Origin of the sequence: Ornithinicoccus hortensis, from assembly GCF_006716185.1 — a bacterium.
GTDB lineage: Bacteria > Actinomycetota > Actinomycetes > Actinomycetales > Dermatophilaceae > Ornithinicoccus > Ornithinicoccus hortensis.
This window is the reverse complement of sequence record NZ_VFOP01000001.1, coordinates 3,344,994-3,360,474: the sequence shown is the minus strand read 5'-3', so window position 1 is coordinate 3,360,474 and position 15,481 is coordinate 3,344,994. Positions and strand designations below refer to the sequence as shown.

Here is a 15,481-nt window from a genome sequence, read left to right as displayed (position 1 = left end):
ATTGGCTAGGCCAATCCGCTCGTCTAAGGAGAAATGGCGCATGAACCAGACCTCGACAGGTCCCCTGGCCGGCACGCTCGTCGTCGACCTCACCCGTGCCCTGGCGGGCCCGCACGCGGCGATGATGCTCGCCGACCTGGGGGCTCGGGTGATCAAGGTGGAGGTGCCCGGCAAGGGGGACGACACGCGGGGTTGGGGGCCGCCGTTCATGCCGACCGACGAGGGTGACGTCGCCACCTATTACCTGTCCTGCAACCGCAACAAGGAGTCCATCGCGCTGGACCTGAAGGGGGAGGACGACCGGGCGGTGCTGACCGAGCTCATCACCCGGGCGGACGTGCTGCTGGAGAACTTCCGTCCGGGCGTGCTCGACCGCCTCGGGTTCTCCACCGCCCGGCTGGCCGAGCTCAACCCCGGCCTGGTCGTGCTGTCCGTGTCCGGCTTCGGCCACGACGGCCCCGAGGGGGGACGCGCGGGCTACGACCAGATCGCCCAGGGCGAGGCCGGCCTGATGTCCCTGACCGGGAGCGGGCCGGACGACCCGCAGCGGGTGGGCGTCCCGATCGGGGACGTGCTGGCCGGGATGTACGGCGCGTACGGCGTGGTCTCCGCGCTGCTCGAGCGGGCCCGCACCGGCAAGGGCCAGGTGGTCCGGACCTCGCTGCTGGCCAGCGTCGTCGGGGTCCATGCCTTCCAGGGCACCCGGTGGACCGTCGCCGGTGAGGTGCCGGCGGCCCAGGGCAACCACCACCCCTCCATCGCGCCGTACGGCCTCTTCCGCTGCCGGGACGGAGCGGTCCAGGTGGCCGTGGCCAACCAGTCGCTGTGGGAGAAGTTCTGCGCCGCCTTCGACCTGGACCCGGCCATGGACGGCCTGGCGACCAACCCGGACCGGGTCGCCAACCGGCCCCGCCTCATCGAGGTGATCGAGGACGCCTTCGCCGACCTGGACGGTGCGGACCTGCTCGACCGGCTCGCCCAGGCGGGGGTGCCGGCGGGTCGGGTGCGCACCCTGCAGGAGGTCTACGAGTGGGACCAGACCCGCTCGCAGGGCCTGCTGATCGACGTGGAGCACCCGCTGCTGGGCACCATCAGCCTGCCCGGCCCGCCGTTGCGGACCTTCCGGGTGGAGGACGGCGCCGAGGTGGAGACCACCAAGCGCGACCACTCCGCACCCCCGGCACTGGACGCCGACGGGGAGTCGATCCGGCAGTGGCTCGCCGAGTCGTGAACGCCACCCTCGAGCTGATCACGACCACGCTGGACCCTGGCACCTTCGTCCGCTGGGACGGGGCCCCGATCCAGGTGGACGCGGACGAGGCGTATGCCGGCAGCCTGGCCCGGGCGGCCGAGCGGTCCGGCCTGGACGAGTCCGTCGTCTCCGGGGAGGGGCTGCTCCAGGGTCGCCGGGTGGCGATCATGGCCTGCGACTTCTCCTTCCTGGCCGGGTCGATCGGGGTCGCCGCGGCCGAACGGCTGGTGTCGGCCGTCGAGCGGGCGACCGCCGAGGGCCTGCCACTGCTGGCGGCGACCGCCTCCGGCGGGACCCGGATGCAGGAGGGCACGACCGCGTTCCTGCAGATGGTGAAGATCTCCGCGGCGCTCAACGACCACAAGGCGGCGGGGCTGCCCTACCTGGTCTACCTGCGGCACCCCACGACCGGTGGCGTGCTCGCCTCCTGGGGTGGGCTGGGTCACGTCACCGTGGCCCAACCGGGGGCGCTGGTCGGTTTCCTCGGCCCGAAGGTGTACGAGGCGCTGCACGGCGAGCCCTTCCCGGACGGCGTGCAGACCTCGGAGAACCTCTTCGCGCACGGGCTGATCGACGGTGTGGTGCCGCCGGAGGGGCTGCGGGACCTGGCCGCGGCGGCCCTCACCGTGCTCCTCGCCCCGCGCCGCGGTTTCCCGGTGCCCGAGGTGCCCCCGCGCGACGACCTGCCCGACATCCCCGCCTGGGAATCCATCCAGCTCTCCCGGCGGCCGGAGCGACCCAGTGTGCGCAGGCTGCTGCGGATGGCGGCCGAGAACGTGGTCCCGCTCAGCGGGACCGGCGACGGCGAGGTGGATCCGGGGGTGATCCTGTGCCTGGCCACCTTCGGCGGGGCGCCCTGCGTCCTGCTCGGACAGGACCGCCGGGGGCAGACCGACGAGCAGCCGATGGGCCCGGGTGCGCTCCGGGAGGCGCGGCGCGGGATGCGGCTGGCGGCCGAGTTGGACCTGCCGCTGGTCACCGTGATCGACACGCCGGGCGCAGCCCTCAGCCAGGACGCCGAGGAGCGGGGGATGGCGATGGAGATCGCGCGGTGCCTGGCCGACCTCAGCTCGCTGCCGGCACCCACCATCTCGGTACTGCTCGGGCAGGGGACCGGTGGTGGCGCACTGGCGCTGATCCCCGCCGACCGGGTGATCGCCGCCCAGCACGGGTGGCTGTCCCCCCTGCCGCCGGAGGGCGCCAGCGTGATCCTGCACGGCAACACCTCGCACGCCCCGGAACTGGCTGCGGCCCAGCAGGTCCGCTCGCTCGACCTGCTCCGGCAGGGCGTGGTGGACCACGTCGTGCCCGAGCTGCCGGACGCCGCGGAGGAGCCCGAGCAGTTCTGCCTCCGCATGGGAGCCGTGCTCCGGGCCACCCTGTTCGAGGTGCTCGCGCAGGACCCCGAGCAGCGTTTCGCCGACCGTCGGACCCGGTACCGGCGGTTGGGCCTGCCGACCGGGCGGTGACCGGAGGATCACGGCTTCGCAACGGATCGGCATACGTGTGTGTTGTTTCTTGACCTGCGCTGTGACCGTGGCTACTGTCCAGCGAGGACTAGTGGATAGGCCACTGGCGCCCTGGGACGGAGTAGTCCCTCGAGGGAGGACGGATCAATGAGGAACCCAATCTCGCCCCTGGTGGCCCTGGCCCTCGGCTCGAGCCTGGTGCTCGCAGCATGCGGCGGTGGCGGTGGCGACGACAGCGGCAGCACGGCTGGCGGCGACTGCGAGGACGTGACGCTGCGGCTGTCGCACCAGTGGCCCGAGGCAACGGGTGAGGACGGGGACTTCCGGTCCCTGATCGCCCAGAAGTTCGCCGAGGGGGTGGAGGAGGAGACCGACGGACAGGTCAAGGTCCAGGTCTTCCCGAACAGCACGCTGTCCAAGTCCACCGAGCAGTACGACGCGATGATGAACGGCTCGATCGACATGTCGGTCTTCCCGCTGGACTACGCCTCCGGCCGGGTGCCGGAGTGGAGCGTCACGCTGATGCCCGGCCTGGTGCGCAACCACGCGCAGGCGCAGTCCTGGGAGGGCAGCCCGATCGGCGACGCGCTGGTGGCCAACATGGAGGAGAACGGCGCCCACCTGCTCACCTGGGTGTGGAACGCCGGCGCGATCGGGTCCAAGACCGACCCGATCGTGAGCCCCTCCGACGTCGAGCCCGGCATGACGATGCGGGCCGCCGGCTCCTATGTGGAGTTCATGCTCGAGGACGCGGGCGCGGGCATTTCCAGCCTGCCCAGCAACGAGATCTACACCGCGATGCAGACCGGGGTCCTGGACGCCGCCGTCACCTCGACCGGCTCGTTCGCCTCCTACAACCTGCAGGAGCAGGTGAAGTCCTTCACCTCGCCGACCGAGAACACCTTCTGGTTCATGTTCGAGCCGCTGATCATCTCCACCGGCTCCTACGAGAAGCTGTGCTCGGACCAGCAGGCCGCCGTCGACAAGGTCGGTGCGGACCTGCAGGACTACGCCTACACCGCCTCCGAGGAGGACGACGCCCGGGTCGAGAAGATCTTCGCGGACGCCGGCGTCGAGGTCGTCCAGATGGACGACGCCGCCTTCGACGAGTGGCTGGAGCTGGCGCAGAAGCAGTGGGATGCCTACGCCGCGGATGTCGAGGGTGGTGCCGAGTTGCTGGAGCTCGCCCAGGAACAACACGACTGACCGATGAAGTCGATCCTCACCTTCCGGTGGGCCAACGCCCTCTCCGAGCTCACCGGCTACCTGTGCGGCATTGCCCTGCTGGCGGCGACGGCGGTGACCGTCCAGGCGGTCACCGCCCGCTACTTCCTCGGGGCGCCGACGGTCTGGCAGACCGAACTGACCATCTACCTGCTGATGTTCGTCACCTTCGTGGGGGCCGCCTACGGGTTGAAGCACCACGCGCACGTGGGCGTCGACCTGGTCGTCGAGGCGCTGGGGCCACGCCCCCAGCTGATCCTGCGGCTGGTCACCGCGGTGCTCTGCCTGGGCGTGGTCCTCATCGTCTTCTGGACCTCGTTCAAGATCTGGCTCGAGGCCTATGAGGGCGGCTTCACCTCCTCCACCGCGTGGCGGGCGCCGCTGTCGGTCGTCTACACGATCCTGCCGGTCGGGATGGGCGCGGTCGCGCTGCAGTACGTCGCGATGATCGTCGACGGGGTCAGGGGACTGACCGGCAAGATCCCGATGTCCGAGGTCATGCTGATGGGCCACGGCGGTGAGAAGGCGGTCGTCGAGCAGGAGATCGAACAGATCGGCGTCGCGGCCGCGGCGGAAGCCGAGGCAGGGGCCGAAGCGGAGGCCGAGGCGGCCGCCCAGGACGAACCGCGACCCACCGACGACGACACGGAGGCCGGCCGATGAGCTCCTTCGCCCAAGGCGGCATCATCCTGGCGATGGCGATGGTGCTGTTCCTGACCGGCATGCCGATCGCCTTCGCGCTGGCCATCACGGCCATCCTGTCCATCGTCATCTTCCTCGGGCCGGACCAGTTCGACCTATTCGGCAAAATGGTCTTCGACTCGATGAACGACTTCGGGTTGCTCGCCATCCCGCTGTTCGTGCTGATGGGCAACCTGTTCGGCGGGTCGACGGCCAGCAAGCAGCTCTTCGAGGCCGGTGAGGCCTGGTTGTCCCGGGTCAAGGGCGGGCTGGCGATGAGCAGCGTGCTGGCCTCGGCCATCTTCGCCGCGCTCACCGGTGCCAGCGCGGCCACCGCCGCCGCGATCGGCCGGGTCGCCATCCCGGAGATGGCGACCCGGGGCTACTCCTCCCGGATCGCCACGGGTGCCGTCGCCGCCGGTGGAACCCTCGGCATCCTGATCCCGCCCAGCGTGACGTTGATCCTTTACGGCATCGCGGCGGAGCAGTCGATCGGACAGCTTTTCGCCGGCGGCATCATCCCCGGCATCGTGATCACCGCGATGTTCTGCATCTGGATCTTCATCGCGACCCGGATGGAGGAGCGTCGGGCGAGCCGTCCGGACGTGCTGCCGCACCACGGTGCCCGCAAGGTCACGGCGCGGCTGTACTCCTGGCCGGACCGGTTCGTCAGCCTGGCCAAGGTGGTGCCCTTCGCGCTGCTGGTTTTCGCGGTCCTGTTCGTCCTCTACCGGGGCATCGCGACCCCGAGCGAGGCCGCCGCGGTCGGCGTGGTCCTGGTGATGGCCCTGATCGGGATCGGCTACCGGGGACTGCGCGGCAAGGACCTGATCAAGGTCCTGCTCGAGACCACCAACCAGAGCACGATGATCCTGCTGATCACCTGCTTCTCGGCCGTGATCGCCGTGGTGCTGAGCTACCTGCGGATCCCGCAGGACCTGGCCACCCTGGTGACCGACCTGGACATGAACAAGTGGGTGGTCATGCTGATCATCAACGTGATCCTGTTGGTGATGGGCTGCTTCCTGCCGCCGGTGTCGATCATCGTGATGGTCACCCCGGTGTTGCTGCCGGTGATCCTGACCCTCGGCTTCGACCCGATCTGGTTCGGGGTGCTGATGACCATCAACATGGAGATGGGCCTGATCACCCCGCCGGTCGGCCTGAACCTCTACGTGATCAAGGGGATCGCCCCGGACATCCCGCTCAAGGAAGTCCTGATCGGTGCGCTGCCCTACGTCGGAATCCTCGCGCTGGCCCTCGTGTTGTTCTCCGTCTTCCCCGAGATCATCACCTGGCTGCCCGAGAAGCTCTACTCCAGCGGCGTCGCCACCGGCGGATAGCCCGGCTCCCCGAAGGACGCACCGGAGAGGGGCACGACCACCACGGTGGTCGTGCCCCTCTCGCGTGCGTCCGTGACGAGTGCCGGGCCCCAGCTGACCGACGCCTCGGCCGGGCCAGGTGGGTCAGCGGGCGAAGGCCTCGTCCTGCAGCACCTGCTGCTCAGCGGCGTGCGCCTTGCCCGATCCGGTGGCCGGCGACGCCGAGGCCGGGCGGGCGCCGACCCGCAGCGGGCGGGTCTCGCCGAACTCGGCCAGGGCCTCGGGCAGGTTGATCGCCATGAACGGCCAGGCGCCCTGGTTCTTCGGCTCGTTCTGCACCCAGACCAGCTCGGCGTTGGGGAAGGCCCGGACCGCCTCGGCGATCTCCCGGCCGGGGACCGGGTAGAGCTGCTCGACCGGCAGCACCACGGTGCCCTCGTCCTCGCGCTTGGCCCTGTCGTCCTCCAGGTCGTGCACCAGCTTGCTCGAGGCGAGCAGGACACGGGTGACCTTCGAGGCGTCGGCCACCGGGCGCGGCGGGAGCACCGGCTGCCAGCGGCCCTCGGTGAAGTCCTCCGGCTTGCTGGCGGCCGCCTTCAGCCGCAGCATCGCCTTCGGGGTGAACACCACGAGCGGCCGGCGCGGGCGACCGAACGCCTGCCGACGCAGCAGGTGGAAGTAGGAGGCGGGCGTGGACGGGTAGGCCACCCGCATGTTCTCCTCGGCGCACAGCTGTAGGAAGCGCTCGATCCGCGCGGAGGAGTGGTCCGGTCCCTGCCCCTCGTAGCCGTGCGGCAGCAGCAGCACGACCGAGGAACGCTGGTTCCACTTCTGCTCCGAGGAGGAGATGAACTCGTCGATGATCGTCTGGGCGCCGTTGACGAAGTCGCCGAACTGGGCCTCCCACATCACCAGGGCGTCCGGACGCTCCACCGAGTAGCCGTACTCGAAGCCCATCGCGGCATACTCGCTGAGCAGCGAGTCGTAGATCCACAGCTTGGCCTGGTCCTCGGTCAGGTGGAGCAACGGCGTCCACTCATCCGCGGTCTTCTTGTCGGTCAGGACCGCGTGCCGCTGCACGAAGGTGCCGCGGCGGGAGTCCTGGCCGGCCAGCCGGACCGGGGTGCCCTCCATGAGCAGCGACCCGATCGCGATCAGCTCGCCCATCGCCCAGTCGATCCCGCCCTCGCGGGTCATCTCGGTGCGACGCTGCATCAGCTGCGCGAGCTTGGGGTGGACCGTGAAGCCCTCCGGTGTGTCGCTGAAGGCGTCGCCGATGCGCTGCAGGGTCTCGGCGCTGATCGCGCTCTTGTGCTTGGTGACCGGCGCCGCCTCGTCCTCCTCCTGGGCACGGGGGCGGTCCAGACCGCGGGAGTCGCCGTCCTCGCCGCGCAGCGCGGCCTTGGTCTCGGTGAACACCTGCTCCAGCTGGCGCTGGTAGTCGCGCAGCGCGGCCTCCGCGTCGTCCACGGTGATGTCACCGCGACCGATCAGCGCCTCGGTGTAGAGCTTGCGGACCGAGCGCTTGGACTCGATCAGGTCGTACATCAGCGGCTGGGTCATCGAGGGGTCGTCGCCCTCGTTGTGACCGCGGCGGCGGTAGCAGACCATGTCGATCACGACGTCCTTGTGGAACGCCTGCCGGAACTCGTAGGCCAGCTCGGCGACCCGCACGCACGCCTCGGGGTCGTCCCCGTTGACGTGGAAGATCGGTGCCTGCACCATCCGCGCCACGTCGGTGCAGTAGACGCTGGAGCGGGAGGAGCTCGGGCTGGTGGTGAATCCGACCTGGTTGTTGATGACCACGTGGATGGTGCCGCCGGTGCGGTAGCCGCGCAGCTGGGACAGGTTGAGGGTCTCGGCGACCACACCCTGGCCGGCGAACGCGGCGTCGCCGTGCAGCAGCACGGGGAGCACGGTGAACGCTTCGCCCGCGAGGTCGAGCCGGTCCTGCTTGGCCCGGGTGATGCCCTCGAGAACCGGGTTGACCGCCTCCAGGTGGGAGGGGTTGGCGGCCAGGTAGACCTTGGTGGTCTTGCCGCTCTCGGTGGTGAACTCGCCCTCCGTGCCCAGGTGGTACTTCACGTCACCCGAGCCCTGGACCGAGCCCGGGGCCTGCTTGCCCTCGAACTCGCGGAAGATCTGCCCGTAGGACTTGCCGGCCAGGTTGGCCAGCACGTTGAGCCGGCCGCGGTGCGGCATACCGATGCAGACCTCGTCGAGGTCCTCCTCGGCGGACATCGTCAGGATCTGGTCCAGCAGCGCGATGACCGACTCGCCGCCCTCGAGGCTGAACCGCTTCTGCCCGACGAACTTGGTCTGCAGGAAGGTCTCGAAGGCCTCCGCGGCGTTCAGCCGGCGCAGGATGCGCAGCTGCTCGTCGGCCGAGGTCTTCTCGTAGGGGACCTCGACCCGCTGCTGGATCCAGGCCCGCTGCTCCGGGTCCTGGATGTGCATGTACTCGATGCCGACGGTGCGGCAGTAGGAGTCGCGCAGGATGCCCAGGATCTTGCGCAGCGTCAGCCGCGGTGTGCCGCCGAAACCGCCGGTCGGGAACGACCGCTCCAGGTCCCACAGGGTCAACCCGTGGTTGGTGATGTCGAGGTCGTGGTGCCGCCGCTGGCGGTACTCCAGCGGGTCGGTGTCGGCCATCAGGTGACCGCGCACCCGGTAGGAGTGGATCAGCTCCTGCACCCGCGACGCCTTGGACACGTCGTCGTCGTGCGTGGCCGTGATGTCCGGTGCCCACCGGACCGGCTCGTAGGGGATCCGCAGCGAGGTGAAGATCTCGTCGTAGAACCCGTCGGAGCCCAGCAACAGCTGGTGCAGCACCCGCAGGAACTCCCCGGACTGGGCGCCCTGGATGATCCGGTGGTCGTATGTCGAGGTGAGGGTGAGCACCTTGCTCACCGCGTTGTTCGCGATCAGCTGGGGGCTGGAGCCCTGCCACTCGGCCGGGTAGTCCAGCGAGCCGACGCCGATGATGGCGCCCTGCCCCTGCATCAGCCGCGGCACGGAAGAGACCGTCCCGATGCCGCCGGGGTTGGTCAGCGAGACCGTGGTGCCCTGGAAGTCCTCGAGTGTCAGCTTGTTGTCGCGGGCCTTGCGGACCAGGTCCTCGTAGGCGCCCCAGAAGTTGGCGAAGTCCATCCGCTCGGCGCTCTTGATGCTGGGCACCAAGAGCTGCCGGCTGCCGTCCGGCTTCGGGACGTCGATGGCCAGGCCGAGGTTGACGTGCGCGGGCACGACCAGGGCGGGCTTGCCGTCCTGCTCGGCGTAGCTGTAGTTCATCTCCGGCATCGCGGCCAGGGCCTTGACCATGGCGTAGCCGATGAGGTGGGTGAAGGACACCTTGCCGCCGCGGCTGCGGGACAGGTGGTTGTTGATCACGATCCGGTTGTCGATCAGCAGCTTGGCCGGCACGGCCCGCAGGCTGGTCGCCGTCGGGACCTCCAGGGAGGACTCCATGTTGGTGACCACCCGCGCGGTCGCCCCGCGCAGCCGGGTGACCTGGGCCGCCTCCTGGGGCCCGGCGTCCCTGCGGGCCGGGGCGTCCCGGGGGGTGGGGGAGCCCTCGCCCTTGGCGGACTCGGACTTGGATGTCTCGGACTTGGTCGCGTCCCTCTTGGCGGTTTCGGCCTTGGCGGGCTCGGCCTTGGCCGGTGCCGCCTTGGCGGCGGGCTGCTTCGGCGCGGCGGACTTCTCCGGCGCGGCCGTGGTCTTGGCGGGCTCGCTCTTGGCGGCCTTGCTCGTCGCGGACCCGGTGCCGGGCCGGTCGCCGTCACCTGCCGTCGTGCCGTTGCTGCCGGCGTCGCCGGGGGTGAAGGTGGCGAAGAACGCCCGCCACTCGGGGGCTACGGAGGACTCATCGGCCTGGAACTGCTCGTACATCGATTCCACGAGCCACTCGTTGGCTCCGAAGTCGGCCAGGGGATTGTCACTGCTGGGGGGCTGTGCTGCCACGGCGTCCGCGCCTCTTCCTCACATGGTTGACAGACGATCTTCTGCGGGCTAAGCCTAGCCCGCCGCGGCCACTTCGTGGGCCCCCGGGTCGGCCGAGTCGCCAGACGCGTCAGACGATGTCGCGGCGGCGCGTCAACCAGGTGCCGATCGCGGTCATGACCGCGGCGTATGCGAGGAGCACCAGGGCCCCGGCCCACCAGGCCAGTTGGTCGCCGGAGGCACCCATCTGTTCGGCCGCCGAGGCGTCCATCCCGCCGAAGGTGTCCAGGGCCGCCGAGGTCGCCTGGCTGGGGAAGAACCGGGCCACCTCGGACCCGCCGTCCACCAGGCTGAGGCCGAAGCCGACCAGCGGCTCCACGATCCAGGCGAAGGCGATCGCCACCAGGAGCGCGGCGATCTGGTTCGGGATCAGCACCCCGATGCCCAGGCCCATCAATGCCCAGAGCCCGAGCACCAGCAGGGCCAGCGCCAGGGTGCGGACCAGGCCGCCGGGGCCGGGGAACAGCGGGATGCCGTTGGCCGCCAGCAGCGCGCCGCCGCCGATCATCGCGCCGGCCAGGTGGACCACGCCGTTGACGGCACCGATCACGATCAGCGAGATCACCTTGGCAGCGATCACCCGGCTGCGGCGGGGCGCGGCCAGGAAGGTCCCGGTGGCGGTCTTGTGCCGGAACTCCTGGCCGATCGAGAGCACCCCGATGACCAGGGCCAGCAGGTAACCCAACTGGATGCCGCCGGTATATGTCTGCCGGACCAGCGTCTCGTCGGGCACCAGGGACCGCATCTCGACCGTCTGGCCACCCATCGGCATCTCGCCGTAGATGGTGAACGCCGCACCGATCGCGGCGAACGCGGCGCCGGTGAGGAACATCCCGATCAGCATCCCCCAGAACAGCCGGGTGGAGCGGTACTTCAGCAACTCGGAACGGACGAGGGCGATCATCGCTGGTCCTCCCCGTCGACGGTGTTCATCGGTCCTACCCCTTCGGGACCCGGGCCGGCCCCGGCCCGGTTGCGGTTCTGGTGCTGCGGGGACTCGGTGAGTTCGAAGTAGAGGCGCTCCAGGTCGGTGCGCAGCGTGCGCATCTCGTGGACCGGGGCACCCCCGGCGAGCGCGAGGTCGCCGATCCGCACCATGTCGTCCCCGACCACGCGCAGCGCCCCGGGACCGTGCTCGGGGCTGTGGTCGGCGGTGAACCCGCCCTCGCGCAGCATCCGCAGCAGCCGGTCGGCGTCGGACGTGCGCAGCAGCGTGTTGGGGTCCCCGTGCAGGTCGTCCATGGAGCCCTGCCGGACCAGCTGGCCGTTCGCGATGATCACGACGTCGTCGACCGTCTGCTCCACCTCGCTGAGCAGGTGCGAGGAGACGAGGATGGTCTTGCCGCCGCCGGCCAGGTGCCGCAGCAGCCCCCGCAGCCAGCGGATCCCCTCGGGGTCCAGGCCGTTGGCCGGCTCGTCCAGGATCAGCACGTCCGGGTCGCCGAGGAGGGCGGCCGCGAGACCGAGCCGCTGCCGCATACCCATCGAGTAACCCCCGGCCCGCTTGCGCGCGGCCGCGGGGATCCCCACCAGCTCCAGGAGTTCGTCGACCCTGGCGTCGGGGATGCGGTGCGTGGCCGCCAGCACCCGCAGGTGGTTGCGACCCGTCCGCCCGGGGTGGAAGTTGGTGGCCTCGAGCGCTGCGCCGACGGTCGAGAGCGGGGCCGGCAGGTCGGCATACCGCTGCCCCCCGATCAACCCGCGTCCGGCGGAGGGCCGGATCAGGCCCAGCAACATCCGCAGGGTCGTGGTCTTGCCGGCGCCGTTCGGGCCGAGGAACCCGGTGATCCGTCCGGGCTGGACGCGGAAGGAGAGGTCGTCGACGGCGGCGAAGTCCCCGAACTTCTTGGACAGCCCCTCGACCTCGATCGCGGTGCCGGGTGGCGCGGACGGTGGCGGCGCCGGGGGCGCGGTCGCGTCGGTCATGTCAGCCAGTAGAACATTCTCGTCCGGTGCGGCGCAGCAGGTATGTCGATCCGGCCGGACTCACAACTTGATCACGACGGTCTTGGTCTGGGTGAAGGACTCGAGGGCCTCCAGGCCCTTCTCCCGGCCGTAGCCCGACTTGCCGAACCCGCCGAACGGCAGGTCCACGCCGCCGCCCGCGCCGTAGTTGTTGACGAAGACCTGACCGGCGCGCACCCGGCCGGCCAACCGGTGCGCGCGGCTCAGGTCGCGGGTCCACAGCGCGGCGAGCAGGCCGTATTCGGTGGAGTTGGCCAGCGCGACCGCCTCGTCCTCGTCGGTGAAGGTCATCGCCGCCAGGACCGGTCCGAAGACCTCCTCCTGCGCGATCCGGCTGTGCGGGTCGACACCGTCGACGACGGTGGGGGCGAAGTAGGCGCCCTCGGCGAGCGCCTCGTCCGCGGGGCGTCCGCCGCCGGTGAGGACCTCGCCCTGGCCCAGGTCGGTGAAGAAGCTGGAGACCCGCTCCCACTGCTTGGCCGAGACCAGCGGGCCCAGGTCGGGGTCGTCCAGACCGGGACCGATCGTGGTGCCCTCCAGCCGCTGGACCACCTTGCTGACCAACTCGTCGTGGACGTCGGCGTGCACCAGCAGCCGGGAGCCGGCCGAGCAGGTCTGGCCGGCGTTCTGCAGCACGCCGCGGGCCACCGCCTCCGCGGCGGCCTCGAGGTCGGCGTCGGCGAAGACCACCTGGGCCGACTTGCCGCCCAGTTCCAGCACCGTCGGGACCACCCGCTCGGCGGCGGCGTGGGCGATCTGCGAGCCGATCGTGGTCGACCCCACGAAGCTCAGCTGGGAGACGCCCTCGTGCGCGGTCAGCGCCGCCCCGGCCTCGGCCCCGATCCCGGTCACCACGTTGACGAGACCGGCGGGCAGACCCGCCTCCACGGCATACCGGGCGAGGGCGACGGTCGTGCGCGGGGTCTCGTCGGCGGGCTTGAGCACGATGCCGTTGCCGGTCACCGCGGCCGCGGCCAGGGTGCGGGAGGCGAGCTGCAGCGGGTAGTTCCAGGCGACGACCGACCCGACCACGCCGAACGGCTCGCGCCGCGTGTAGGCGTGCAGGTCGGCGCCCTTGGGGATGGTGATCCCGTAGAACGCCTCGACCACGTGGGCGTAGTAGCGCAGGTAGCGGGCCGCGGTCCGGGCGTCGGCGCGTGCCTGGCTGAGCGGCTTGCCGGTGTCCTCGCACTCCCAGCGTGCCAGCTGCTCGGCCTCCCGCTCCACGGTCGCTGCCCAGCGCTCGAGCAGCTCGGAGCGCTCCTCGGGGGAGGTGTCCGCCCAGGCCGGCTGCGCCGCCGCGGCCGCCGCGACCGCCCGGTCGACCTCGTCGGCGCCCGCCCGCGCGACCAACCCGATGGTCCGGCCGGTGGCCGGGTCGACGTTGTCGTAGGTGTCGGCGCTGGGCACGGACTCACCGTTGATCCAGGACTGCGTGGTCTCCATGGGGCTCCGCTCGGGTGCGTCAGGTCTGGGTGGGCACCATGCAACCACCCGGGTCGGGCGGTGCTGCCCCCGGGTCTCCGGCGGGCGTCGAGGGTGGGTTGGTCGCGGTCTGGCGGGCGAGGAGCACGTCGGTCGCGGTCTGGCGCGGCCGGGTCCTGGCTTCACCCCGGAACCTGGCGCTATCGACCGGGAAGGTTCTGCTACGAAGGGCAGGATTATCGGGTGACCCGATAATCCTGCAGGGGGATGGCGGAGGCCGCCGGCCCCGGTGAGGGGCCGACGGCCTCGCGTTGCGCCCCCGGCAGGATTCGAACCTGCGCTCCCGCCTCCGGAGGGCGGTGCTCTATCCCCTGAGCTACGGGGGCAACAGCGCAAAAGAGTACCAGCCGGAACGGGGTGCTCCGTGCACGGGCCGACGCCCCGGGGTGGGCCGGAGCGGGCCGCACGCGGCACTAGAATCGGCCCGGTGACCCCTGAGCAACTCGCTGCTGCCATCACCGCCGCCCTCGAGCAGGCCGTCGCCGCCGGCGACCTCGCCGTCGAGGTGCCCCGCGAGGTGCGCGTGGAGCGACCCCGGAGCCAGGAGCACGGGGACTGGACGACCAACGTCGCGCTGCAGCTGGCCAAGGCCGCCGGGATGCCGCCGCGAGAGCTGGCCACCCACCTCGCCGGCCGCCTGGACGCGGTGGACGGGGTCGCGGGCGTCGACGTCGCGGGCCCCGGCTTCCTCAACATCCGGCTCGACGCGGGGAGCGCCGGCGAACTGGCGCGGACCATCGTGGCGGCGGGCACGGCATACGGCACCAACGACGCGCTCGACGGCCAGGTGATCAACCTAGAGTTCGTCTCGGCCAACCCGACCGGGCCGCTGCACATCGGGCACACCCGGTGGGCGGCCCTGGGCGACGCCCTACGCCGGCTCCTCCAGGCCAGCGGGGCACGGGTCACCGCCGAGCACTACATCAACGACGCCGGCTCCCAGATGGACAAGTTCGGTGCCTCGATCGTGGCCCGCGCGCGCGGCGCCGAGGTGCCCGAGGGCGGCTACGCGGGGGAGTGGATCGAGGACCTGGCGACCCGGCTCCTGACCGAGCGTCCCGACCTGCTGGACCTGCCGGACGCCGAGGCCACCGCGCTGGCGCGGGCCCGGGGCTACGAGCTGCAGCTCCAGCAGATCAAGGACACCCTGGAGGAGTTCCGGGTCGAGTTCGACGTGTGGTTCTCGGAGAAGTCGCTGCACGACTCCGGGGAGGTCGAGCGGGCGGTGGCGCGGCTGCGTGAGCAGGGCCACGTCTTCGACGCCGAGGGCGCCGTCTGGCTGCGCACCACCGACTTCGGTGACGACCGCGACCGGGTCCTGATCCGGGCCAACGGCGAGCCCACCTACTTCGCCTCGGACGCCGCCTACTACCTGAGCAAGAAGGACCGCGGCTTCCCGCAGAAGGTCTACATGCTCGGCGCCGACCACCACGGCTACGTGGGCCGGTTGAAGGCGATCGCGGCGTGCGCCGGCGACGACCCCGCGACCAACATCGAGGTCCTCATCGGCCAGCTGATCAACATCTCGGGCGAGCGGATGGGCAAGCGCCGCGGCAACGCGGTCTTCCTCACCGACCTGCTGGAGTGGATCGGCTCGGACCCGGTGCGCTACTCGCTGGCCCGCTACCCGGCGGACTCCCCGCTGGACCTGGACGGGGAGGAGCTGCGCAAGCGGTCCAACGACAACCCGGTCTTCTACGTGCAGTACGCCCACGCCCGCACCTGCAACGTGGCCAAGCTCGCCGCCGAGGACGGGGTGGACCGCGACGGGGGCTTCGACCCGGCGCTGCTGGCCCACCCCACCGAGGCGGCGCTGCTGGCCGCCCTCGGCGACTTCCCCCGGGTCGTGGCGCAGGCGGCCCGGCTCCGCGAGCCGCACCGGGTCGCCCGGTACCTGGAGGAGCTGGCCGGGCACTTCCACACCTGGTATGTCGAGTGCCGGGTCCGCCCGGTCGACGTCGACGAGGAGATCACCGACCTGCACCGCACCCGGCTCTGGCTCAACGACGCCACCCGGCAGGTGCTGGCCAACGGACTCGGCCTGCTGGGCGTGACCGCGCCCGAGCGGATGTGACCGGGAC

10 protein-coding genes and 1 tRNA gene are annotated in these 15,481 nt (G+C 71.0%); 6 read left to right on the top strand and 5 right to left on the bottom strand.

The genetic code is table 11. The features are described 5' to 3' along the window. The first annotated feature begins 40 nt into the window (after window positions 1-40). From FB467_RS15705 to FB467_RS15685, 5 genes are all read left to right on the top strand, one after another. Entirely contained in the window at window positions 41-1,231 is a 1,191-nt protein-coding gene (locus tag FB467_RS15705) for a CaiB/BaiF CoA transferase family protein (protein ID WP_141785936.1), read from the top strand. Then, window positions 1,228-2,721 (top strand): carboxyl transferase domain-containing protein, encoded by a 1,494-nt coding sequence (locus FB467_RS15700; RefSeq protein ID WP_141785935.1) that lies wholly within the window; start codon window positions 1,228-1,230, stop codon window positions 2,719-2,721. The genes FB467_RS15705 and FB467_RS15700 overlap by 4 nt, the downstream gene beginning before the upstream one ends. A gap of 147 nt (window positions 2,722-2,868) precedes the next feature. Further along, a complete protein-coding gene (dctP, locus tag FB467_RS15695; RefSeq protein ID WP_141785934.1) occupies window positions 2,869-3,927 on the top strand; it encodes a TRAP transporter substrate-binding protein DctP in 1,059 nt (352 codons plus the stop codon). Window positions 3,928-3,930: 3 nt separating this feature from the next. Continuing rightward, a complete protein-coding gene (locus FB467_RS15690) occupies window positions 3,931-4,608 on the top strand; it encodes a TRAP transporter small permease subunit (protein WP_141785933.1) in 678 nt (225 codons plus the stop codon). Next, window positions 4,605-5,969, top strand: coding sequence for a TRAP transporter large permease (locus FB467_RS15685; protein ID WP_141785932.1), 1,365 nt, complete (start codon window positions 4,605-4,607; stop codon window positions 5,967-5,969). The genes FB467_RS15690 and FB467_RS15685 overlap by 4 nt, the downstream gene beginning before the upstream one ends. A gap of 123 nt (window positions 5,970-6,092) precedes the next feature. Here the strand turns inward: FB467_RS15685 and FB467_RS15680 are convergent, their stop codons facing one another. From FB467_RS15680 to FB467_RS15660, 5 genes are all read right to left on the bottom strand, one after another. Continuing rightward, complete coding sequence (locus tag FB467_RS15680) at window positions 6,093-9,911, bottom strand: multifunctional oxoglutarate decarboxylase/oxoglutarate dehydrogenase thiamine pyrophosphate-binding subunit/dihydrolipoyllysine-residue succinyltransferase subunit (RefSeq protein ID WP_141785931.1); 3,819 nt, start codon at window positions 9,909-9,911, stop codon at window positions 6,093-6,095. A gap of 109 nt (window positions 9,912-10,020) precedes the next feature. Next, window positions 10,021-10,854 carry an ABC-2 transporter permease gene (locus FB467_RS15675; protein WP_141785930.1) on the bottom strand — a complete coding sequence of 278 codons (834 nt, stop codon included), beginning with the start codon at window positions 10,852-10,854 and terminating at the stop codon, window positions 10,021-10,023. Next, entirely contained in the window at window positions 10,851-11,876 is a 1,026-nt protein-coding gene (locus FB467_RS15670; protein ID WP_141785929.1) for an ABC transporter ATP-binding protein, read from the bottom strand. The genes FB467_RS15675 and FB467_RS15670 overlap by 4 nt, the downstream gene beginning before the upstream one ends. A 60-nt stretch (window positions 11,877-11,936) precedes the next feature. Beyond that, a complete protein-coding gene (locus tag FB467_RS15665) occupies window positions 11,937-13,361 on the bottom strand; it encodes an aldehyde dehydrogenase family protein (RefSeq protein ID WP_141785928.1) in 1,425 nt (474 codons plus the stop codon). A 293-nt stretch (window positions 13,362-13,654) separates the two neighbouring features. Beyond that, window positions 13,655-13,726, bottom strand: a tRNA-Arg gene (locus tag FB467_RS15660). A gap of 101 nt (window positions 13,727-13,827) precedes the next feature. Here FB467_RS15660 and FB467_RS15655 point away from each other — a divergent pair. Next, window positions 13,828-15,474, top strand: coding sequence for an arginine--tRNA ligase (locus tag FB467_RS15655; RefSeq protein WP_141785927.1), 1,647 nt, complete (start codon window positions 13,828-13,830; stop codon window positions 15,472-15,474). Window positions 15,475-15,481 lie beyond the last annotated feature (7 nt).

Bases quoted from the DNA above. Each gene is read 5' to 3' on its own strand.
- FB467_RS15705 (WP_141785936.1), top strand. From the start codon at position 41: ATGAACCAGACCTCGACAGGTCCCCTGGCCGGCACGCTCGTCGTCGAC.
- dctP (WP_141785934.1), top strand. From the start codon at position 2,869: ATGAGGAACCCAATCTCGCCCCTGGTGGCCCTGGCCCTCGGCTCGAGC.
- FB467_RS15690 (WP_141785933.1), top strand. From the start codon at position 3,931: ATGAAGTCGATCCTCACCTTCCGGTGGGCCAACGCCCTCTCCGAGCTC.
- FB467_RS15685 (WP_141785932.1), top strand. From the start codon at position 4,605: ATGAGCTCCTTCGCCCAAGGCGGCATCATCCTGGCGATGGCGATGGTG.
- FB467_RS15675 (WP_141785930.1), bottom strand. From the start codon at position 10,854: ATGATCGCCCTCGTCCGTTCCGAGTTGCTGAAGTACCGCTCCACCCGG.
- FB467_RS15670 (WP_141785929.1), bottom strand. From the start codon at position 11,876: ATGACCGACGCGACCGCGCCCCCGGCGCCGCCACCGTCCGCGCCACCC.
- FB467_RS15665 (WP_141785928.1), bottom strand. From the start codon at position 13,361: ATGGAGACCACGCAGTCCTGGATCAACGGTGAGTCCGTGCCCAGCGCC.